The organism is Limnobaculum xujianqingii (assembly GCF_013394855.1).
GTDB lineage: Bacteria > Pseudomonadota > Gammaproteobacteria > Enterobacterales > Enterobacteriaceae > Limnobaculum > Limnobaculum xujianqingii.
The window spans coordinates 2,565,693-2,587,814 of the sequence record NZ_JABMLK010000001.1 but is presented as its reverse complement, the minus strand read 5'-3'; the positions used below and the strand labels follow the sequence as shown (position 1 = coordinate 2,587,814).

The 22,122-nt window shown below is 45.7% G+C and carries 24 protein-coding genes; 16 read left to right on the top strand and 8 right to left on the bottom strand.

What is annotated here, in order from left to right; all coding sequences use genetic code 11:
* Positions 1-15 precede the first annotated feature (15 nt).
* Positions 16-282 (bottom strand): DksA/TraR family C4-type zinc finger protein, encoded by a 267-nt coding sequence (locus tag GOL65_RS11775; protein ID WP_140918941.1) that lies wholly within the window; start codon positions 280-282, stop codon positions 16-18.
* A 539-nt stretch (positions 283-821) separates the two neighbouring features.
* On the opposite strand from GOL65_RS11775, the gene GOL65_RS11770 reads away from it, so the two are divergent.
* From GOL65_RS11770 to GOL65_RS11750, 5 genes are all read left to right on the top strand, one after another.
* Complete coding sequence (locus GOL65_RS11770; protein ID WP_140918940.1) at positions 822-2,567, top strand: sensor histidine kinase; 1,746 nt, start codon at positions 822-824, stop codon at positions 2,565-2,567.
* Between the two features lie 167 nt (positions 2,568-2,734).
* The gene (locus tag GOL65_RS11765) at positions 2,735-3,268 is read left to right on the top strand and encodes a DedA family protein (RefSeq protein ID WP_140918939.1); all 534 of its coding nucleotides are present in this window, start codon (positions 2,735-2,737) and stop codon (positions 3,266-3,268) included.
* Positions 3,269-3,398: 130 nt separating this feature from the next.
* Positions 3,399-4,904 carry a DNA recombination protein RmuC gene (rmuC, locus tag GOL65_RS11760; RefSeq protein ID WP_140918938.1) on the top strand — a complete coding sequence of 502 codons (1,506 nt, stop codon included), beginning with the start codon at positions 3,399-3,401 and terminating at the stop codon, positions 4,902-4,904.
* A gap of 88 nt (positions 4,905-4,992) precedes the next feature.
* Positions 4,993-5,751, top strand: a complete 759-nt coding sequence (gene ubiE, locus GOL65_RS11755) for a bifunctional demethylmenaquinone methyltransferase/2-methoxy-6-polyprenyl-1,4-benzoquinol methylase UbiE (RefSeq protein ID WP_456152037.1) — start codon at positions 4,993-4,995, stop codon at positions 5,749-5,751.
* Positions 5,752-5,991: 240 nt separating this feature from the next.
* Positions 5,992-6,558, top strand: a complete 567-nt coding sequence (locus tag GOL65_RS11750) for a DUF4291 domain-containing protein (RefSeq protein ID WP_179038326.1) — start codon at positions 5,992-5,994, stop codon at positions 6,556-6,558.
* A gap of 16 nt (positions 6,559-6,574) precedes the next feature.
* Here the strand turns inward: GOL65_RS11750 and GOL65_RS11745 are convergent, their stop codons facing one another.
* Genes GOL65_RS11745 through GOL65_RS11735 form a run of 3 tightly spaced genes read right to left on the bottom strand, consistent with a single transcriptional unit; the run spans position 6,575 to position 7,498 of the window.
* Complete coding sequence (locus GOL65_RS11745; RefSeq protein ID WP_140918936.1) at positions 6,575-6,871, bottom strand: hypothetical protein; 297 nt, start codon at positions 6,869-6,871, stop codon at positions 6,575-6,577.
* Between the two features lie 58 nt (positions 6,872-6,929).
* The gene (locus GOL65_RS11740; protein WP_140918935.1) at positions 6,930-7,253 is read right to left on the bottom strand and encodes a CcdB family protein; all 324 of its coding nucleotides are present in this window, start codon (positions 7,251-7,253) and stop codon (positions 6,930-6,932) included.
* Entirely contained in the window at positions 7,253-7,498 is a 246-nt protein-coding gene (locus GOL65_RS11735; RefSeq protein WP_179038325.1) for a type II toxin-antitoxin system CcdA family antitoxin, read from the bottom strand. Before GOL65_RS11735 ends, GOL65_RS11740 begins: the two co-directional genes overlap by 1 nt.
* Positions 7,499-7,886: 388 nt before the next feature.
* Here GOL65_RS11735 and ubiJ point away from each other — a divergent pair, with 388 nt between their 5' ends.
* The 7 genes from ubiJ (at position 7,887) to hemB (ending at position 14,233) form a co-directional block, all read left to right on the top strand.
* On the top strand, positions 7,887-8,495 hold the full coding sequence (ubiJ, locus tag GOL65_RS11730) for a ubiquinone biosynthesis protein UbiJ (RefSeq protein WP_140918933.1): 609 nt from the start codon (positions 7,887-7,889) through the stop codon (positions 8,493-8,495).
* On the top strand, positions 8,492-10,123 hold the full coding sequence (gene ubiB / locus GOL65_RS11725) for a ubiquinone biosynthesis regulatory protein kinase UbiB (protein ID WP_140918932.1): 1,632 nt from the start codon (positions 8,492-8,494) through the stop codon (positions 10,121-10,123). The genes ubiJ and ubiB overlap by 4 nt, the downstream gene beginning before the upstream one ends.
* Positions 10,124-10,220: 97 nt before the next feature.
* Positions 10,221-10,502, top strand: coding sequence for a Sec-independent protein translocase subunit TatA (tatA, locus tag GOL65_RS11720; RefSeq protein ID WP_130593240.1), 282 nt, complete (start codon positions 10,221-10,223; stop codon positions 10,500-10,502).
* A gap of 3 nt (positions 10,503-10,505) precedes the next feature.
* Positions 10,506-11,036 (top strand): Sec-independent protein translocase protein TatB, encoded by a 531-nt coding sequence (tatB, locus tag GOL65_RS11715; protein WP_140918931.1) that lies wholly within the window; start codon positions 10,506-10,508, stop codon positions 11,034-11,036.
* A gap of 3 nt (positions 11,037-11,039) precedes the next feature.
* A complete protein-coding gene (gene tatC, locus GOL65_RS11710; RefSeq protein WP_140918930.1) occupies positions 11,040-11,837 on the top strand; it encodes a Sec-independent protein translocase subunit TatC in 798 nt (265 codons plus the stop codon).
* Between the two features lie 504 nt (positions 11,838-12,341).
* On the top strand, positions 12,342-13,124 hold the full coding sequence (tatD, locus tag GOL65_RS11705; protein WP_140918929.1) for a 3'-5' ssDNA/RNA exonuclease TatD: 783 nt from the start codon (positions 12,342-12,344) through the stop codon (positions 13,122-13,124).
* A gap of 86 nt (positions 13,125-13,210) precedes the next feature.
* The gene (hemB, locus tag GOL65_RS11700) at positions 13,211-14,233 is read left to right on the top strand and encodes a porphobilinogen synthase (protein ID WP_140918928.1); all 1,023 of its coding nucleotides are present in this window, start codon (positions 13,211-13,213) and stop codon (positions 14,231-14,233) included.
* Between the two features lie 154 nt (positions 14,234-14,387).
* Here hemB and rfaH read toward each other — a convergent pair whose 3' ends face one another.
* Positions 14,388-14,879: a transcription/translation regulatory transformer protein RfaH gene (rfaH, locus tag GOL65_RS11695; RefSeq protein ID WP_140918927.1), complete on the bottom strand. Its 492-nt coding sequence runs from the start codon at positions 14,877-14,879 to the stop codon at positions 14,388-14,390.
* A gap of 214 nt (positions 14,880-15,093) precedes the next feature.
* Between rfaH and pepE the strand changes: the two genes are divergently transcribed.
* The 4 genes from pepE to GOL65_RS11675 all read left to right on the top strand — a co-directional run bounded on the left by pepE (position 15,094) and on the right by GOL65_RS11675 (position 19,083).
* Positions 15,094-15,819 carry a dipeptidase PepE gene (pepE, locus tag GOL65_RS11690; RefSeq protein WP_140918926.1) on the top strand — a complete coding sequence of 242 codons (726 nt, stop codon included), beginning with the start codon at positions 15,094-15,096 and terminating at the stop codon, positions 15,817-15,819.
* An 80-nt stretch (positions 15,820-15,899) separates the two neighbouring features.
* Positions 15,900-17,387: a 4-hydroxy-3-polyprenylbenzoate decarboxylase gene (ubiD, locus tag GOL65_RS11685; RefSeq protein ID WP_140918925.1), complete on the top strand. Its 1,488-nt coding sequence runs from the start codon at positions 15,900-15,902 to the stop codon at positions 17,385-17,387.
* Between the two features lie 54 nt (positions 17,388-17,441).
* A complete protein-coding gene (fre, locus tag GOL65_RS11680; RefSeq protein WP_140918924.1) occupies positions 17,442-18,143 on the top strand; it encodes an NAD(P)H-flavin reductase in 702 nt (233 codons plus the stop codon).
* A gap of 151 nt (positions 18,144-18,294) precedes the next feature.
* A complete protein-coding gene (locus GOL65_RS11675) occupies positions 18,295-19,083 on the top strand; it encodes a tyrosine-protein phosphatase (protein ID WP_140918923.1) in 789 nt (262 codons plus the stop codon).
* A gap of 62 nt (positions 19,084-19,145) precedes the next feature.
* On the opposite strand, the gene asd is transcribed toward GOL65_RS11675, so the two are convergent.
* The 3 genes from asd to GOL65_RS11660 form a co-directional block, all read right to left on the bottom strand.
* Entirely contained in the window at positions 19,146-20,258 is a 1,113-nt protein-coding gene (gene asd, locus GOL65_RS11670) for an aspartate-semialdehyde dehydrogenase (RefSeq protein WP_140918922.1), read from the bottom strand.
* 189 nt (positions 20,259-20,447) lie between these two features.
* Complete coding sequence (gene rhtB, locus GOL65_RS11665) at positions 20,448-21,074, bottom strand: homoserine/homoserine lactone efflux protein (protein ID WP_140918921.1); 627 nt, start codon at positions 21,072-21,074, stop codon at positions 20,448-20,450.
* A 200-nt stretch (positions 21,075-21,274) separates the two neighbouring features.
* Positions 21,275-22,075 carry a HEAT repeat domain-containing protein gene (locus GOL65_RS11660; RefSeq protein WP_140918920.1) on the bottom strand — a complete coding sequence of 267 codons (801 nt, stop codon included), beginning with the start codon at positions 22,073-22,075 and terminating at the stop codon, positions 21,275-21,277.
* Positions 22,076-22,122 lie beyond the last annotated feature (47 nt).

Below are 22,122 nucleotides of genomic sequence, written 5' to 3'. Positions count from 1 at the left end.
AACCGACAGTCGCAGTTATCTTAGCTGACTATCTTTACTTCCACGGCGATTATAGCCAGCCTGATGCAGGTTTTTCTTATCCAACTCGGTCTGGCAGGTCAGACAATATTGAACGCCGGGAAGGGCATCTCTTCTGGCCTGTGGAATGGGATCACCACACTCCAGACAGTGAGTTGCACTTTCACCGTTATGTAATTGAGAACGTGCTTTGGCGACAGCATCTGAGATGGTGCTGTCAATTTGATCCTGTACGGCACCGTCTGCTGCCCATCCGCTTGCCATGACCGCACTCCTTATCTACAGATAAATTAAGTAACCATTAGTCTATTTTAGCAGTTGTGAATTCATAATGGTTAAAATATGTACTGCTTCAATTCAAAAAGTGACTAACTTTTATCATTTAATGAATCATGAACAGTAGGATAGCCAGAGTTTCAAACTATCTCCTTAGAAGAAATAGGGGAAATTATGCCATCTATCAAATTGAAAAATAATGATATTATAATTTAAATGAGAAATATTTTCATTTTAGTAAAAAAGAGCTTTACAGAGTGTATTGATAATGATTATTATTTACATCTTTTCAAGAGGCGGTCATTCATGCTCACCTCGGGAAAGCACGACATTGCTCACATTGCTTCCAGTGTTTATTTTAGCCAGCCGCGTGCTGGCTTTTTTTTATCTATTTTGATTGAAAGCGTCCTTTACTGGACCAGGGTCTATCTCAAGATAACGCGATCGTGTAAAAATGCGGGGATAATTAACAACTGATGTTAGAATAGTCAGCGAACCGCTGTTAATCACGCAGAGAAAGACACCCCATGGAAATTAGTCAGATTGACCTCATTTTATCTTTGTTACAGCAAATGTGCGTTTATCTGGTTATTGCCTATCTGCTGAGTAAAACGCCGCTGTTTATTCCGTTAATGCAGGTTACCATTCGCCTTCCCCATAAATTGTTGTGTTACTTCACCTTTTCTATGTTCTGCATTATGGGAACCTATTTCGGCCTGCAGATTGATGATTCTATTGCTAATACCCGAGCTATGGGAGCTGTTTTAGGTGGTGTATTGGGTGGGCCATCGGTTGGATTTTTTGTCGGCTTAACCGGTGGTTTGCATCGCTATTCCATGGGCGGTATGACGGCAACGGCTTGTATGTTATCTACTATTGTGGAAGGTTTAGTGGGAGGCTTATTACACCGCTATTTGGTTCGCCACAATCGTATGGATCTTCTTTTTCAGCCACTGACCGTTGCGGCTATTACGCTGTTTGCCGAAGCACTGCAAATGCTGATTATCTTACTGATTGCCCGACCATTCTCTCAGGCGGTACATCTGGTAAACGATATTGCATTACCGATGATGATTGCTAACTCGGTGGGTGCGGCGATGTTTATGCGTATCCTGTTAGACCGGCGAGCGATTTTTGAGAAGTACACCACTGCGTTTTCTGCCAAAGCCTTGAAGATTGCGGCCCGATCGGAAGGGGTTCTGCGGCAAGGGTTTAACCAGAAAAACAGCATGCGGGTAGCTCAAATTTTGTATGAAGAACTTGGCGTTGGTGCTGTGGCGATTACTGACCGGGAAAAACTGCTGGCGTTTATTGGTATTGGTGACGATCACCATATTCCCGGCACGCTAATTACCTCTCACCATACTCATAAAGCCATTGAGAATAACCAAGTGGTGTATGCAGATGGTAACGAAGTTCACTATGCCTGTTCGATTACGCCTAACTGCAAACTGGGCTCAACGTTAGTAATTCCGTTACGTGGTGCTGAAAGGACTGTTATTGGAACCATTAAGCTGTATGAACCGAAAAGTCGGCTGTTCTCCTCCATTAACCGAACGTTAGGGGAAGGGATTGCTCATTTGCTATCGGCACAAATCCTGACGGGAACCCTGGAACAGCAGAGGCAATTGTTGGCGCAATCGGAGATTAAACTACTCCATGCGCAGGTTAACCCCCATTTTCTGTTTAATGCGTTAAATACGCTATCTGCGGTAATTCGCAAAGATCCCGGTCATGCCCGTCGTCTGGTGCTATCACTCTCCACTTTCTTCCGTAAGAACTTAAAGCGCAGTAATGATGAAGTTAGCCTGAGTGATGAGTTAGAGCACATCAATGCCTATCTGGAAATTGAAAAGGCGCGTTTTGCCGATCGATTAACCGTTGATATTGATATACCGGATGCACTATTACCTCTCTCTTTACCTGCATTCTCTTTACAACCTATTGTGGAAAATGCCATTAAGCACGGAACCTCTCAGATGCTGACGGAAGGTCATATCAGCATTAAAGGCTATTTTGATACTACTGGCCTTCACCATCCGGCACTGGTTTTATTGGTGGAGGATAACGCGGGTAATTACTATCCAAGACCAAACGGTGACGGTTTGGGTATGAATCTGGTGGATCGTCGCATTAAGGCCCGTCACGGCTATGACTATGGCGTGACGGTGGAAAGTCAGTCGGAAGTTTATACGCGCGTTACTATTCGTGTTCCGGCTATTGGCGGTGAAGATATGCTTAGTATAGCGTCAGAGGCCAAGCCGGCGGCTTAAGTAATTGACGTTATTAATGACAAAAGAAGCCGGGGATTCACCCGGTTTTTTTATGGTACTTATCTGGTATGTATAAGCATGTTGTATAATGTATAAAAATCAAAAGAGTATTGCTTTTTGCTGTTGGTATCTTGCTAAATGAGAGAGTTAAAAACGGGAGTAGTTGTGTGACCCTTGACTATATCATCACATCGACCATGAATTTTGTCCGCGACCATCAGGCGTGGGGCGCTCCTATTGTTTTTTTTCTGGCATTTGGTGAATCCATTGCTTTTCTCTCTTTGCTGATTCCTGCCACGGTTATCCTGATCGGTATTGGTGCAATTATTGGTGAGAGCGGTATCGCTTTCTGGCCTATATGGATTGCTGCATCTCTTGGTGCTTTTTTTGGCGACTGGATATCTTACTGGTTGGGGTGGCGTTATAAAGAACGCATTGCACATATCTGGCCACTATCGCGTAATCCACAAATGCTGGTGCGCGGTCAGCACTTTTTTGATCGCTGGGGAACCATTGGGGTATTTGTTGGCCGCTTTTTTGGTCCTTTTCGCGCTACAGTGCCGCTGGTTGCTGGTATTTGCGAGATGCCGCTGAAGTCATTCCAGATAGTTAATCTGACCTCCGCTATGCTGTGGGGTTTTCTAATCTTAGCTCCCGGAGCCTTTGGTATTCAATGGATTGCTCATTATCTGCGCTTTTAGCCATTCTGCTTATAGATAATGGGAACAATTACGCATAATCAGCCAAAACAATCTGGACATTTATACAGTATTCTCTTACTTTTAACGCTTATTAATTTGTGATGCATGTATATCAAAAGCCGGAGGCGCGGTGGATAACAGCTTGATGATGATTTTTGCTGCTGCGCTGGCAGGGTTATTACTGGGCGGACTGGTAATGGCAATTTATAACCAGCGCCATAGTCTGCAGCAGGAAAACCAAATCGCATTGCTGACCGCACAGTTGGATCAGGCGGATTCAGATAATCAACAGTTACAATCAGAACGTAAAATTCAACAGCAGGAGCTGCAAAAAGGGCAGTTGGATCTGCGCGATCTGTATGCCCGTCTGGCTGCGCTGCAGGAAAAAGCCCAGCAGCAGACGCTATGGCATGAAGAGTGCGAACGGTTAAATCAGGAATTACGCAGCCTTCAGGGTATTAATAATTCTCTGGAGGTAGAGCTGCGGGAGATGTCCACCCGCCTGGAAGAGACCCGCTTTGCTTCTGAAGAGAAGCAGCGTTTGCTAATTAGCAGCGAACAGCGATTAACCGTACAGTTTGAAAACTTAGCCAATCGTATTTTTGAGCAGAATGGACGTAAGGTGGACGAACAAAACCGCCAGAGCCTCGATCGGCTATTACTTCCTCTGTATGAGCAGTTGGACGGTTTTCGCCGTCAGGTACAGGACAGCTATGGGCAGGAAGCGCGGGAACGTCATACGCTGACCCATGAGATCCGCAATCTACAGCAACTGAACGCTCAAATGGCCCGGGAGGCGCTAAACCTGACCAAAGCCCTGAAAGGGGATAATAAGACCCAAGGGAACTGGGGCGAAGTGGTGCTCAGTCGGGTACTGGAAGCGTCGGGTTTACGTGAAGGCCATGAGTATCAGACTCAGGTTAATATGAAGGGTGAAGAGGGCAACCGCCAGCAGCCGGATGTGATCGTACATCTCCCACAGGGGAAAGATGTTGTTATTGATGCTAAGATGTCGCTGGTAAGTTACGAGCGCTATTTTAACAGTGATGACGAGCAGGAACGCAGCCAGGCGTTGCATGAGCATATTGCTTCCATCAAGTCGCATATCCGTTTGCTCAGTCGTAAAGATTATCACCAGCTTCCGGGATTACGCTCTTTAGATTATGTACTGATGTTTATTCCGGTAGAACCTGCTTTCCTGTTAGCCATCGACAGGCAGCCAGAATTAATCAGTGAAGCATTGCAGAACAATATTATGCTGGTTAGTCCAACGACATTGCTGGTGGCGTTAAGAACCATCGGTAATTTATGGCGTTATGAGCATCAAAGCCAGAATGCCCAACAGATCGCCGACCGGGCCGCGCGCCTGTATGATAAACTTCGGCTGTTTGTTGACGATATGACATCGCTGGGCATGAGCCTCGATAAGGCACAGGATAATTATCGACAGGCAATGAATAAGCTGTCTCAGGGGCGGGGTAACGTCATTGGGCAGGTAGAAAGTTTTCGAGCGTTGGGGGTTGAAGTCAAACGCCCGATGAATACTGCGATATCGGAACAGGCTTTAGCTGAATCGATATCAAAAATACCAGATAACACCGCTGAACCAGAGAATTCTTCTGATATTACCGAATGATAGTAAAAAAGAGTTATTGGTGAGTATGTTTCAGATTGTTTCTGGTAGACTAAATTAATTCATATGACTTATTAAATCAGGTTTAATCATGATGAACGAAACGCAGGAAACCACGACCCACTTTGGTTTCCGCACGATAGAAAAAGATCAAAAAGTCGCAATGGTTGCTGAGGTTTTCCATTCTGTAGCTTCAAAATATGACTTGATGAACGACTTAATGTCATTCGGGATTCACCGGGTTTGGAAACGATTCACGATTGATTGTAGTGCAGTTCGTGAAGGGCAGAAAGTGCTCGATCTGGCAGGTGGAACTGGTGATTTAACTGCAAAGTTTTCACGTCTGGTTGGTGAAAAGGGAGAAGTTGTTTTAGCCGATATTAATGACTCCATGTTGAAAATGGGCCGCTCTAAGCTGCGTGACATGGGAATCATCGGTAACGTCAACTATGTACAGGCTAATGCTGAAGCATTACCCTTTCCGGACGATCACTTCGACTGTATTACTATCTCTTTCGGGTTGCGTAACGTCACCGATAAAGACAAGGCTCTGCGCTCAATGTTCCGTGTGCTAAAACCGGGTGGTCGTCTGCTGGTGCTGGAGTTCTCCAAACCGGTAGTGAAACTACTCAATACGGCTTATGACGCTTATTCGTTCCATGTTTTGCCAAAAATTGGCGAGATGGTAACAAGCGATGCCGACAGCTATCGTTATTTAGCAGAATCCATTCGTATGCATCCCGATCAGGAAACCCTGAAAGGCATGATGGAAGAAGCTGGATTCGACGGCGTTGGTTACTTTAACCTGACGGGTGGAATTGTTGCCTTGCATCGGGGCTTTAAGTACTAATTAGTCAGACTGCGCTTTTTTGTCCGCGGGTTCTGATAGTTTGGTAGATATGGTTTTCTGCTAAGGAAGTTGGCAGAAATAAAGGGAAGTGAGTTACCAATAGTAACGAGCGTTTATACCGCCATATTTACCTTACGGTCGTCAGCGTTTTAATCTATTTTTCACCAAACCTCTTCCTGTATTATGTTTTTCCTCTACTGACAAAACCTCTTATCATCAAGTAATAAAAGGATTTTTGACATGATGCCATCACCACCCTACCGTCAAATTCGGGCGCTGTTCGATAATGACACCATTCGGGTTTATCAGGCTTATTCCAACCAAATTGCTGATTCTGCACTGGCTCACGGTACTTTTGTATCCTCACCTTTTAAAATGGCTCGTATGACCTGGATAAAACCGTCATTTCTCTGGATGATGTATCGTGCCGGATGGGGCTATAAAGATGCTGGTCAGGAGCGCATTCTGGCAATGGATATCACCCGTGAAGGATTTGAATGGGCTCTGGAACATAGCTGTGGCAGCCATGCGGAACCATCAATGACCAAGGAACAATGGGAGCAGGTGAAACGTGATTCACCGGTTCGTATCCAGTGGGACCCAGAACGTAATTTACTGCTTCATCCTCTTGAATATCGTTCGATTCAGATTGGTTTAGGTGAAGAGGCGGTGGAGCGTTATGTAAACCAGTGGATACGCCAGATTACCAATGTAACGCCGCTAGCCCATGAGATTCGGGCGTTAGTGGTAAAAGGGGATATGGAGAAGGCAACCGAGTTACTGCCGGTGGAGAGGGTGTATAAGTAGTTTGTGATTTATTGTTTCAAAAATAGAAGAATACTCCTGTGTTGTATTTCAGGGCGCTAATGGTCAGAAAAAGTAGTTTTTGCAGGACCTCACAATTGGTTGCAGCCAGTTTAGATTCAATAAGTTGTTGGGCATAAAGAAGGCGTTCACTGCCCAATATCTTCTCATCTTCAAAATCATCAATCATGATGTTCAGGGTTTTATTTATCTGTTCGATAACGCCGCTCTTCCAGAGCGCCCGATACTGTGCATCGTTGAGATAAAACTCAATTAAATCACCAGTGATGCAAGCATCGAGATCCAAACGGGTCATGGCTGCTTGGCTGGTGGGGACGGAGATGTGTTTCATTATCTACAGAGTATATCAGCGGTTATGTATTAGTTATGATTGAATCCAGGGCAGAAACGATATCATGTCTTGCCGAGTTAACATTACATACAAAATCTGCTTTTTTAATTTTATTTGCATCAATAAATGTTATTGCTGGGGTAAAAACGTAATAGACATCCTTATTGATAGTAATCTGGGGAGTTATTCTTTTTTGATTCAGATTTAAATCTTTTTGAGATACTAAAGGCACTATCAATCTTGTATTTAAATCATCAAAATAATTATTTTGAAGAATTAAATACAATGGCCAGAGTCGATTTGTTTTTGTGGAAGGGTTCTTGTATACATCAAATTGCTTCGACATTACAGGCCCCCGAAAAATTCATCGTCAGACAACAGGCCTGCCTCAGTCATAAATTTATTCATGGCTTGCATATCTTCTTTCTCTTTTGCCTGTTCGTTTTGTTTCGACTCAATAGCTTTAGCCAAAAGCTCGTCTAATGTAGCTGATAAATTCATGTTCATACTGCGGGCTTTATCAACGAGAGAAGCTGTCAGATAAACGTTAGTGCTTCTTTTAGCGCTATGGCGAGAAGGAATAGTATTCATAGTGCACCTCAATATTATGCGCAGATGTATGCGCATAATTATGGGATGTAGTGGCTATCAACGCAATAAACTATCTCTAAACTATGATATTTGTCGTTCTTCTTTACTATAGCTGTATCAAAATTTGTGGTAGTTATCATGCAAAAAGGTGTAATGCGTTGTTTTCAATATGCTAAATTTGCAATAACTCAAGAGTTCGCCAGTAGGCTAGCTACCAGATTCTAAAAGAAAGATGATTTCAATTAGCGTTTGTTAACAATAATGTTATCGTCTCAAAACAGACATTTTATTCCGCCATTTTAGCTTATCTCCTCATTCAGTCGTTGCCTTCATGGTTGAATATCATCAATATACCCGTGTTGTATTTCAGTTCTTACAAAGGATCGCTATGTTGTTTGTTCCCCTGATTGCCGGCATTATAGAAACCTCTCTGAACAGTTTGCTTTTTCGCGATCGCAGCATGCAATCGATGAGCCATCGGCTGGCTGGTAAAACGCTTAAGCTGAGCCTGCAAGAGCTGTCCACTTCTCTGACGTTAGTATTCAGCGTTAATCATATTGACGTTGTGAGTCAGTGGGAACAGCCGGCAAACTGTACTCTGATAACCAAACTGCCAACCCTGTTTTCTCTGCGCGACCGCCAGCGTCTGTCTGCATTGATGCGTGATGGTGATGTCGTTGTTGACGGGGATATGCAGGTGATACAGCAGTTTGTCACCTTAATCGATCTGGCTGAATGGGATCCCGCTGAATGGCTCTCTCCTTATATTGGTGATGTAGCGGCAGAAACCCTAAGTCAGAGAGCGCAAAACAGCGCTAAAAGAGTAAAGCAATGGGTGGAACATCAACAAAACTATCTGGCACAGGCGGTAACTGAGGAGTGGCGTTTGGCCCCAGGACGACTGGAAGTGCTGCACTTTGGTGATGAAACTGAAATTTTAAGTCAGCAGGTTGATGCTCTGGCGAAAAGAATAGAGAAGCTGGAGAGCACCCGATGACCCCATCTGAATTTTTGCGTTTATATGTAATCGTCCGCGTTTTTCTGACTCATGGGTTAGACGAATTGATCCCGAAAATGCGCCTTACCTGGCCATTGAGAATGTGGTGTCGTTCGCTGTTCTGGATGAGAAATAAGTATCCGGATAAAGCGTTGGGGGAGCGTTTACGTTTAGCGCTACAAACCTTAGGCCCCGTGTGGATCAAGTTCGGCCAGATGATGTCAACGCGTCGGGATTTATTCCCACCGGTCATTGCTGACCAACTGGCGTTATTGCAGGATCAGGTTGAATCTTTTGACGGTGAATTAGCCCGTAAACATATTGAAGCCTCAATGGGCGGTAAGCTGGAGCAATGGTTTGATGATTTCGACCCTCAGGCTCTGGCATCGGCTTCTATCGCTCAGGTTCATACTGCGGTGCTGAAAAGCAATGGTCAGGAAGTGGTGCTTAAAGTTATTCGCCCGGATATTAAACCGATTATTGAGGCAGATATTCGCCTGATGTACCGCATTGCCGGTTGGGTGCCAAAACTACTACCGGATGGTCGCCGTCTGCGACCGCGCGAGGTGGTTCGTGAATATGAAAAAACACTGTTGGACGAATTAAACTTACTGCGTGAAGCGGCCAATACCATTCAGCTGCGCCGTAATTTTGATAACAGCCCAATGATGTATGTGCCTGAAGTCTTCAGCGATTACTGCCACGAAAATGTGCTGGTAATGGAACGTATCTACGGTATTTCTATTGCCGATATTGATGCGCTGGAAGCCAATGGTACTAACATGAAAGTGCTGGCGGAACGTGGCGTTCAGATCTTCTTTACTCAGGTGTTTCGCGACAGTTTTTTCCACGCGGATATGCATCCGGGAAATATCTTTGTCAGCTATGCTACGCCGGAGAATCCACAGTATATTGGTATTGACTGTGGCATTGTTGGTTCGCTGAGCAAAGGGGATAAACGTTATCTGGCGGAAAACTTTATCGCCTTTTTTAATCGTGATTACCGCAAAGTTGCTGAGCTGCACGTGGATTCTGGTTGGGTGCCGCCAGATACTAATGTAGAAGAGTTCGAGTTTGCTATTCGTACCGTTTGTGAGCCTATTTTTGAGAAGCCGCTGTCTGAAATCTCATTTGGTCATGTACTGATGAACCTGTTTAATACTGCGCGCCGCTTTAATATGGAAGTGCAGCCTCAACTGGTGCTATTGCAAAAAACCTTGCTGTATATCGAAGGATTAGGCCGACAACTCTATCCACAGTTGGACTTATGGACTACCGCTAAGCCTTTCCTGGAAACCTGGATGCGCGATCAGGTAGGGATCCCTGCACTGGTTCGCACTCTGAAAGAAAAAGCACCATACTGGATAGAGAAATTACCTGAATTACCGGAATTGTTTTACGACAGTTTGCGGCAGCACAAAGAATTGCAAAATAGTATTGATAAACTCAACGCTCAAATTGGTCATCGTCAGGAAAAGCAGAACCAGTCTCGCTACCTCTTTGGGGTAGGTGCTACTTTATTGATTGGTGCTACAATCCTGTTCGCAAATCATATTCCCGTCTGGCCAGTTTGTCTGGCGGGTGCTGGGGCGGTTGTCTGGCTGATTGGATGGCGAAAGGCAGCTTAACTATTTATTACCAGATTTTATTACTACAGCTTGCTGAAACTACCGTATACTGGTCAGCAATCTCAAAATCAACCCGCGATTAACAGAGGCATATAACATGGGTGGAATTAGCATTTGGCAACTACTGATAATCGTTGCGATTGTCGTATTGTTGTTCGGAACAAAGAAACTGCGTACTTTAGGTTCTGACCTTGGTGCATCCGTGAAAGGCTTTAAAAAAGCCATGAGCGATGAAGAGACGACTTCTAATCAGGCAACTACTGCCAACAAAGAAGAAGCCCAAAACGATGCTGATTTTGATGTTAAATCTATTCAAGAACAGCAACAACCTTCGGTTAAAACCGAAGAGCAAAAGAGCCAGAATAAAGAGCAGGTATAATCCGTGTTCGATATAGGGTTTGGTGAAATTGTACTGGTACTGATCATTGGCCTGATTGTGCTTGGTCCTGAGCGGTTGCCGGTTGCAGTTAAAACAGTCACGGGCTGGATTAGAGCGATGCGTTCTCTGGCTTCATCCGTGCAAAATGAGCTGACTCAGGAACTGAAGCTACAAGAGCTGAAAGAGAGCCTGAAGAAAGCGGAGCAGGCAGGTCTGCAGAATTTATCTCCGGAGCTGAAAGCTTCTATGGATGAATTAAAAGAGATGGCAACCGGGATGAAACGCACCATCCAGAGCGATCTCAATAATGCGGCTGAGTCTTTTAATACTTCACCAACTTCTGCTGCTGATGCCGATAAACCTTCGGTATCAGCCACTGAAACTGCCGCAAAAGCAGCAGAGGAAGCAGCAGCGAACAAAAATAAAGTACCTCCTGTCGAGTCTGTTGCAGCAGAACCGGTCGTTGCTGAAACAGCAACCGAAGTTGTTCAGCCAGAGCCGGTATCCATCAATAAACCTGATAGCGAAAAATAATCCATGTCCGTAGAAGATACCCAGCCGCTTATCAGCCATTTGATTGAATTACGCTCTCGTCTGTTACGGTCGATGGTTTGTATTCTTTTGATATTTCTGGCATTAGTCTATTTTTCAAACGATATCTATCATATGGTGTCCGCACCATTGATGACTCAACTGCCTCAGGGCGCCAGCATGATTGCAACGGATGTGGCTTCGCCATTCCTGACGCCAATCAAGTTGACGCTGATCGTTTCGGTATTTATTTCAGCGCCTTATATTCTGTATCAGGTATGGTCATTTATTGCACCGGCGCTGTATAAGCATGAACGCCGTTTGATGATGCCGTTGCTGTTCTCCAGTACCGCGCTGTTTTATCTTGGGATGGCGTTTGCCTACTTTGTGGTGTTCCCACTGGCGTTTGGCTTTTTCGTTAAAACTGCACCTGTAGGCATATTGATATCCACCGATATTAATAACTACCTTAACTTTGTTATGGCGCTGTTTTTTGCTTTCGGTGTGTCGTTTGAAGTACCAGTTGCGATTATTCTGCTGTGCTGGAGTGGTGTCACCACGCCAGATGATCTGAAAAAGAAACGTCCTTACATCATTGTGGGCGCATTCGTGGTTGGCATGTTAATGACCCCCCCCGATGTGTTCTCACAAACGCTGTTGGCCATACCTATGTGCATTCTGTTTGAAATCGGCGTCTTCTTCGCCCGTTTCTACGTAGGAAAAGGCCGTAAAAAAGCAGATGAGCAAGACGAAGAGGATGGCGAAGACGAGCCTTCCGACGACAGTGAAAAGCCATCGGCATAGTTGTTGGATTAATTGATTTAAGTGAAGCCGCCCTCGGGCGGCTCAGACAGCTGATAAACCAGATAGATTGGCCTCAATGATATTCCGGTCGTAAAATCTAAAGCGCTTGTATAGCTTTGTGCTCGACCGGAAGACCGCCTGTATTTGGCTTCAGTGCGTGTCGGGCCAGGTCTCCCTACGGGCACTTCGTTGGCTGACGCCAAGTCGACCCCCACGGGAGCCCCTCCCGACAATTGGCTATTTTAAAACACAAAACCGAACAAATCAGATTTTGTCACCAGTTTTAGCCGCCTTATGGGCGGCTTTAAATTATTAATGCAATCAAACAGAGGGAAGCCAGTCCCTCCAAAGTTAAGCTCAGATGGTCTTCCGGCCGAGCACGGAAATAATATTGGCATATTGCTTTTACGGCCGGAATATTCACTGAAGTTAATATAAATGGCTTATCAACATGTAGATGGTTTTTGTTTAAAGCCCTGATAACCGCTACCAGGAGAAAAATCAATGTTCGATATAGGCGTTAACCTGACTAACCGCCAGTTTGCTCAGGATCGATATGAGGTGGTGGAACGGGCTAAACAGGCTGGAGTCAACGGCATGTTGATTACCGGTACCTCGCTAAAAGAGAGCATCGAGGCTCATCAACTAGCTAACCACTATCCTGATTATTGCTGGAGTACCGCCGGGGTTCATCCTCACGATGCTTCTGGCTGGTCAATCTCCTGTGAGCAGCAAATATATCAACTGGCGGCAGAGTCCAACGTAGCCGCAATAGGCGAATGCGGACTGGATTTTAACCGTAATTTCTCAACACCACAGCAACAAGAACATGCTTTCAGTGCACAACTGGCGATAGCGGCAGAGCTTGAAATGCCCTTGTTTTTGCACTGTCGTGATGCTCATCAACGGTTTATTGAATTGCTAAAACCCTGGCTGAGTAAGGTTCCTGCAGCAGTAGTGCACTGTTTTACGGGCAATCGTCAGGAACTGGAAGAATATCTGTCACTGGGGCTCTATGTCGGTATCACCGGTTGGATATGCGATGAGCGCCGGGGGCAAGAGTTGCGAGAACTGGTGCCGCTGATACCTGCTGATAAGTTATTGCTGGAGACCGACGCCCCCTATTTGCTGCCACGTGACCTCAAGCCAAAACCAACCTCACGGCGCAATGAACCTGCACTCCTGGCTCATATATTGCAGGAAGTGGCCATACTGCGCGGCGAGGATGCTGCCTGTCTGGGGGAAATAACCCGGCAAAATGCTAACCGTTTATTGAGATTAGGTTGAGTCACTGCGAGAGCAGCGTATGATAAATAATGAAAAAACTGATGGGTGTTGATTCCCCACAAAGTTAAGAATTGAGGAGAACTTTTGTGAGCTATATTATTCCGAGTGCTTTCCCTGAACGTCGACTGCGTCGCGTGCGTTGCCATGACTTTAGCCGCCGTCTGGTTTCTGAAAATCAGTTAACGGTTAACGATTTAATTTATCCAGTATTTATTATGGAAGGGGAGAATCAGCGTCAGGAAGTTCCTTCCATGCCGGGCGTTAGCCGCATGACAGTTGATCTACTGGTGAAAGAGGCTGAAGAGCTGGCGAAATTGGGCATTCCGGTACTTTCCCTTTTCCCGGTGATTGAGCCAAATCTGAAAAGCCTGTTTGCAGAAGAAGCCTACAACTCACAAGGCCTGGTGCCTCGTGCGATACGCGCATTGAAACAGGCGGTTCCTGAACTGGGTATCCTGACCGATGTGGCCCTCGACCCTTATACAATACATGGTCAGGATGGCATCATTGATGACAATGGTTATGTGATTAATGACATTACTAAAGAAATCCTGATCCGTCAGGCAATGTGTCATGCTGAAGCCGGAGCTGATATTGTCGCTCCAAGCGATATGATGGACGGCCGTATTGGTGCCATTCGCCATCAGCTGGAAGTTCAGAGCTTTGTGAATACTCAAATCATGGCTTATTCAGCCAAGTATGCTTCATGTTATTACGGACCATTCCGTGACGCAGTAGGTTCCAGCGGTAATCTGAAAGGGGGTAACAAGAAAACCTATCAGATGGACCCAGCTAATAGTAATGAAGCTTTACAGGAAGTGGCTCAGGACTTGCAGGAAGGCGCGGATATGGTGATGGTGAAACCTGGTATGCCATATCTGGATGTAGTACGTCGGGTTAAAGATACCTTCGGTGTACCAACGTTTGCTTATCAGGTGTCCGGTGAATATGCCATGCACATGGCAGCATTCCAAAACGGTTGGTTGCAGGAAAAACCTGCGGTGATGGAATCATTATTATGCTTTAAACGTGCGGGTGCGGATGGTGTTTTAACCTACTTCGCGAAACGTGTAGCGCAATGGTTACATGAAGACGCCATGCAACGCTAAAAATAATCGTTAAAGCGTCGGACCATTGGCCCGACGTTCTCAGATATTAATTACAAATCATTGCCCGGCCGGGCACGAAGGCAATATGAGCACATGGTTTTTACGGCCGGAATGTTCACTGTTGCTAATTAAAATGACGCTGAAAAGTTAAATCTTAATCCCGCTTCTCAAACTGAGAATTACTAATCTTATGTTCAACCTTCTGGTTAATCAGATTTAATAAAAGTATTGAGCGAGCTTCACCATCTGGTTCCGCATAAATCGCTTCTAATCCTTCAAATATCCCTTCAGTAATAACTACGGTATCACCACTTTTAGGTTGTGTTGGATCGCTTAGCTGTGGCTTAGGCTGCATCATCAGGTTTTTTATCAGGCTAAAAGGCACTGTCACCGGGAATTTACCGAAACGAATGAAGTGGCTAACGCCTCGGGTTGCGCTGATAGTGGTGGTGTGAACTCTTTCCGGATCCAGCTCAATGAACAGATAGTTGGGAAACAGTGGTTCATCTACCAATGTTTTTTTACCCCGAACAATTTTTTCTATCTGATACATAGGGCTGAAGCTGGGCACCTGTTGCCGTTCAAGATGCTCTTGTGCGCGTGTTAGTTGACCACGCTTACAATAAAGTAAATACCATGATTCCATTAGTTGATTCGCCAAATAAAAATACCGCTTAAGCATAGCAAAATAGTAGGATAATAGACATCAGGTTCATTATGACGGTCGATTAATCCAGTGAGAAATACTATGCTGGGCTAATACATTGAGACAGTTTCGAGCTAAATGGAAAACGATCACAGTAAATGCGAGTGTTTTCCTGTATAAATAGAGAGTTAATAACTAAACAGAGGTATTCTATATGGAACTGATATTGTTAAGTAATGGTAAGACATCCGGAGACGAAGAGTTACTGGGTTACGCTAAAAAACAGATTTTAGCGGTGTTAGAACGTCGGAAAGTCGCCAAAGCAATATTAATTCCTTATGCCCTGATTCGTAGTGATTATGATGCGCGCGCTCGTGATCTGGAAAGCAGCTTAGGCATTTCTGTCACCAGCATTCACCACTTTGATAAGCCAGCAGAAGCGATTGCTCAGGCGGAATGTATTATCGTTAGTGGTGGTAACACATGGATGTTGAATCAGATGTTGCATGAGAAAGATTTGATTGTACCAATTCAACGTGCCGTTCGTGAACGTGAAGTTCCTTATATTGGCTGGAGCGCAGGCTGTAATGTGGCTTGCCCATCCATCAGAACCACCAACGATATGCCAGTGCGCAGCAGCGTAGTGTTACCATCATTAGGCCTGTTCCCGGTACAAATTAACCCGCATTATATTGATGCTCATCTGAGTGGACATATGGGCGAAACCCGTGATGAGCGTATTGCTGAGTTTTGTGCGGTAAACCAAACTGAATCGGTAGTGGCACTGCGCGAAGGTAGTCTGCTGCAAATCTCTGGTACTAAACTTCGCTATTACAGCGCTAAAAGTCAGGGCTTCAAAATTTTCCGTCATGGTCAGGAAACCACGGAGCATCTTGATACCGCTGCGCTTAGCGAACTGGTTCCGTTTACCTGCTGTTAATGGCTAAAAGTAAGTATAATGGCGGCGAAGTGAGGGAAACCTTTCTATAATGACATCTTAACTGGCCTGTAAATAAAACTATGAAATACCGAGATCTGCGCGAGTTCCTCGATTTGCTGGAGAAGCAAGGGGAATTAAAACGTATTACACAACCGATTGATCCCTATCTTGAGATGACAGAGATTGCCGATCGCACCCTGCGTGCCGGTGGTCCTGCATTGTTGTTTGAAAATCCCAAAGGATATCAGACCCCTGTGCTGTGTAACCTGTTTGGCACACCCAAACGGGTGGCGATGGGAATGGGGCAGGAGGATGTGAGTGCGCTGCGCGAGGTAGGTAAACTGCTGGCCTTCCTGAAGGAACCGGAACCACCAAAAGGGTTTCGCGATCTGATGGATAAACTGCCTCAGTTTAAACAGGTTTTAAATATGCCGACTAAACGGCTGGCCTCTGCACCTTGTCAGGAACAAATCTGGCAGGGTGATGATGTTGACCTAAGCAAGCTGCCGATTATGCATTGCTGGCCAGAAGACGCCGCACCGCTAATTACCTGGGGGCTGACGGTCACCCGTGGCCCTCACAAAGAACGGCAGAATCTGGGTATTTATCGCCAACAGGTACTGGATAAAAATAAAGTCATTATGCGCTGGCTCTCTCATCGGGGCGGTGCTTTAGATTATCAGGAATGGTGTCAGCAACATCCCGGTGAGCGTTTCCCGGTTGCTGTTGCTTTAGGGGCCGATCCTGCCACTATTCTGGCGGCGGTAACGCCGGTGCCGGATACACTCTCAGAATATGCATTTGCAGGGTTACTGCGTGGTTATAAAACCGATGTAGTGAAGTGTGTATCCAATGAATTAGAAGTGCCCGCCAGCGCCGAAATTGTGCTGGAAGGTTATATCGAGCCAGGGGAAATGGCGCCAGAAGGGCCATACGGTGATCATACCGGTTATTACAATGAAGTAGATAGCTTCCCGGTGTTTACCGTAACTCATATTACTCGTCGGGCTGATGCTATCTATCATTCAACCTATACTGGTCGTCCACCAGATGAACCGGCGGTAATGGGGCTGGCACTAAACGAAGTTTTTGTGCCGATTCTGCAAAAGCAATTCCCGGAAATTGTTGATTTTTATCTGCCCCCTGAAGGCTGTTCCTATCGGATGGCCGTGGTTACCATGAAGAAGCAGTACGCTGGTCATGCCAAACGCGTGATGATGGGCGTTTGGTCCTTCCTGCGGCAGTTTATGTATACCAAGTTTGTCATTGTCTGTGATGATGACATTAATGCCAGAGACTGGAATGATGTGATCTGGGCAATTACCACCAGAATGGACCCGGCGCGCGATACCGTATTAATGGAAAACACGCCAATCGACTATCTGGATTTTGCCTCACCGGTTTCAGGATTAGGTTCCAAGATGGGTATGGATGCCACCAATAAGTGGCCGGGTGAGACGCAGCGCGAATGGGGAAGGCCAATAACTATGGATCCTGCGGTGCGTTCTCGCGTTGATGCTATCTGGGATGAGCTGGCAATATTTGAAGATGGCAAAACGCCTCGTTAACTATCGCATTAACTTAGCGATAGCTGGAATTTAATGACTCTGTAGAGGGAGTACATGGCTATATTGAATTGTAAGGTTGCCTCAGTGGAGTCCATCACTGATACGGTATTTCGTGTGCGTTTAGTTCCCGATTTACCAGTTTCATTTCAGGCTGGTCAGTATTTGATGGTGGTGATGGATGAGCGCGATAAGCGCCCGTTCTCAATGGCGTCGACCCCCATGGAGAGCGAATCTATTGAGTTACATATCGGCGCTTCCGAACTCAATCTGTATGCTATGGCAGTGATGGATCGTTTGCTGAAGGAAGAGACAATTTCTGTTGATATCCCTCATGGTGAGGCGTGGTTGCGTACAGACTCTCAGCGCCCAATTCTGCTGATTGCCGGCGGTACCGGGTTCTCCTATGTAAACTCTATCCTGATGACAGTACTGGCCCAACAGCCGGAACGCCAGATATCTCTATACTGGGGTGGGCGTGAAGAGGCGCATTTATATGACCTTGGTCGTCTTGAGGCGCTGACCGTTCAGTACCCTAACCTGAGCGTTATCTCGGTAGTAGAGCAACCAGAGCCTGAATGGCGTGGTCGCAGCGGAACCGTACTCACCGCTGTATTAGCGGATTTCGGTTCACTGGCTGAGCATGATATCTATATCGCCGGACGCTTTGAAATGGTTAAGATTGCCAGAGAACGGTTCTGCAATGAGCGTGGCGCGGACGAAACCCGTATGTTTGGTGATGCTTTCTCGTTTATCTGAGAATTTATCTACCTGTCAGGCTATGGCGTATCGAATACATAACAACGATCTCGTCATAGCCACTAATCTTACTCCTCAACCATTTATCCGATGTTTATCTGAACGCCGGTACCATAATTAATACGACTGATAGCCGAATGAAGAGGGATCCATGACTACTATCAATATATTGCATTCATCATTGCTACCATTACAGGGTGGCATTAACTTTCGCGATCAGGGTGGAAATCTGGCCAAAGACGGGCGGAAAGTGAAGCCTGGCTTGTTGCTGCGTGCGGGTTCTTTGGATCGGTTAACTGCGGATGATTGTCACTATCTCAGCCAAATGCCGCTGACCCAGATTATTGACTACCGTGATGCTGATGAAGTGCAAACCCGTCCCGATGTGCTGTGGCAGGGTGTTGATTATGAAAATATTCCGGCCAACCCTTTATCCGATGATGTAAATGCCAACTTTGGTAAGCTGACGGATGAGTCTCTGGCATCGTTTAATGCGGTTGATTTTATGGCACGTTTGTATAACCAACTGCCTTTTAATAACCGCGCTTATCGCTATCTGACTCAGGTGATGCAACAGCCAGATTCTGGTGCTTTAGTGCAGCATTGTGCGGTGGGTAAGGATCGCACCGGTATCGGTTCCGCTATCGTACTCCTGACGTTGGGTGCAGATCGTAATACGGTTATTGAAGATTATATGCTGACGGAAACTACACTGGCTCCTTATCGTAGAGAGATCTTAAGTCATATGACTGAACATCTGAACGAACAGCATGGTATTGATAGCCTGAGCTATGTAATGTCGGCCAAAGAGAGTTTTATTGGCACCGCGCTGCACGCCATCGATCAGCGTTATGGCAATACGGATAACTGGCTGGAGCAGGAGTTTGGTTTGACACCAGAAGTTCGGGCGAAGGTTCAGGATAAGTATTTAGAAGCGTAATGACTGACAGGATTGATGTGATATTCCCTTCCGGCAAGAGCCGGAAGGGATAGACAGCAGGATTAAGCCTGTTGCAGTAAAATCCGCAACATACGGCGCAGCGGCTCTGCCGCACCCCACAACAGCTGGTCACCTACGGTGAAGGCTGACAGATATTCTGGCCCCATATTCAACTTACGCAGACGACCTACCGGAGTAGAAAGCGTGCCGGTAACCGCAGCAGGCGTTAGCTCACGCATGGAGAGCTCCCGATCGTTTGGTACCACTTTCACCCATTGGTTATGTTCTGCCAGCATGCTTTCGATATCCGCCAGAGGAACATCTTTTTTCATCTTCAGGGTAAATGCCTGACTGTGACAGCGCAGCGCGCCAATACGAACACACAGACCATCGACTGGAATCACTGAGCCGGTGTTCAGAATCTTGTTGGTTTCAGCCTGGCCTTTCCACTCTTCGCGGCTCTGGCCGTTATCTAATTGCTTATCAATCCATGGGATTAAGCTACCGGCTAATGGAACACCGAAGTTATCGACAGGTAATACGCCATTACGCATTTCTGCCGTCACTTTACGTTCGATATCCAGAATGGCAGATGCCGGATCCTGTAGCTCTTTGGCAACGGTAGCGTGCAGCATGCCCATTTGGGTCAGCAGCTCACGCATATGACGAGCACCGCCGCCGGAAGCTGCCTGATAGGTGGCAACCGAAGCCCACTCCACCAGATTGTTAGCGAACAGGCCACCCAGTGCCATTAACATCAGGCTAACGGTACAGTTACCGCCAACAAAGGTTTTGATGCCCTGATTCAGCCCTTGATGAATCACCTGATGGTTCACCGGGTCGAGAATAATAATGGCATCATCTTTCATGCGCAGAGTTGAAGCTGCATCAATCCAGTAGCCGTTCCAACCGGTAGCGCGCAGCTTAGGGTAGATGTCACTGGTATAGTCACCACCCTGACAGGTGATAATAATATCCAGTGCGCGTAACGCGTCGATATCATTGGCATCCTGCAGCGTACCGTTTTGACCGGTGAAGGTGGGTGCTGCCTGACCAGTTTGTGAAGTAGAGAAAAATACCGGGCGGATAGCATCAAAATCACGTTCTTCTATCATGCGTTGCATAAGAACGGAACCGACCATGCCGCGCCAGCCAACAAAACCGACGTTTTTCATATTAGCAATCCTAACTTTGCAGTAATCAATGTGAGTGTGTCTTTGCCGCGTTACTTTTTACTGAATTATCGTGAGCGGACCCCTTCAACCTTACAAAATGTATCAGAGCGTGCAAGTAAAATAATTCGATATAGAAAAATTATTCAGCAGTAAAACTTATAATCCAATAATAATTGTACTTATAGCCCTCTAGCTATTACTTCGACGGGCGAACAATAACAGGGCTCCAACCATCATAAACAACGTACCGAACAGGCGGTTAAGCAACTTCATCTGATGAGGCTGACGTAACCATTTGGCAACGTGAGTGGCAAGCGTGGCATAGCCTGCCATAACGACTACATCTACAGCGATGCTGGTTACCCCTAAAATCAGGTACTGTATGCCCTGCGGCTGGTGTGGAATGATAAATTGTGGGAACAGGGCAGCTAAAAATACGATGCTTTTAGGATTGGTTAAATTAACCAATACGGCACGTTTAAATAGCCCACTGCTGGGTAATGCTTTAGATACTGCATTTAAATCGATGGCTCCGGCGGTGCGCCATTGTTGTATTCCCAGCCAGATAAGGTAACCCGCTCCCAACCATTTCAACATCTCAAAGGCCACCGCCGATTGTGAAAGCAGCGTTCCCAGGCCGATACCTACCAACACAATATGTACCGCTAATCCAACCTGTAAACCGGCAATAGCAGGAATCGTGCCGCGAAATCCATAGGTGGTGCCGGTGCTCATGGTATTGATTGCCCCCGGCCCAGGGGAAAGGCTAAGGATAATGGTTGTTATCAGATAGGTTAGCCACCACTCGAAAGTCACAATAGATCACCATCAGTGCACTGTCGCACAAGAAAAATACAGGGATCAGATAGTTTTATCTGATGTTTTGTCATAAGTCACTAGGGGGAGTGGAAATTAATAACAATACCCGAAGGGCTGGCCATCATATTTTATGAGTATCAAATGAGGAGAAAAAATCTGCGTTGAGGGTAGCTAATGAATATCAGGTTACAAATCGGTTACTGTTTGCTTAAAAAGCGAATAGCAGAAGCTTTTGCTTTAAGTATTTTCTCCTCATCGACTTTTTCGACGCTGGAAGTGCTTACCCATTTTTTCTTCCACAGTATCTGGGCCGATTCAACTATACAGCCGAGGGTAAACAGGTTTATTTCTGCTTCGATAGCGGCAATAAAATCTTCTCGTGTTCGACTGGTTATACTTTTTACCGTAACTCCATGAAATGACATCTGCATTAACGATGATGCAGACCATGCCCGGCAAAGACTATCCTCATCATTTCTCATATGCTGGCAAAGTAATTGGATGTCAGAAACAGAACCGAGCCATCCAATAGTAATAATGATATTTCGTCTTTGTTCGTTATCTTTAATATCAGTAAATTGTCTTAAGTAAGGGATGAGCTTTTTGCGACTCTCCTGATAGAAATCTCTGTGGGTAAATTTGGTCAGGCAAGAGGCTATCAGGTGGGCGATTTGGCAGTGATATTTTTCCTGCGTGCGAGCCGTCAGTGTTTCAAATAGAAAGTCGATTCCATCAATGTCATGCCGATAAAATGAATGAAATAACTCTTTGTATTTTATTGGAAAGCTATCCCATTGCTGGCAGATAAGCGAAAAATGATAATGTAATAATTTACTGCTCCCCAGATCGTTGGCAAAGTCAAACATGTCTATTTTGGAACTGTCACCGGCCAGCAATTGGCTATATCGCGCGGACATTTCATCTTCAGTAAGCGCCTCTTTCTCCAACTTCTCTTTTTCTAACTCAGCTAAAATGTCATTAGTTGTTCGAGAGCCCATACTTGTTCCTTGTTAATCAAAGTGATATAGCAAACCTTGATTTAGTT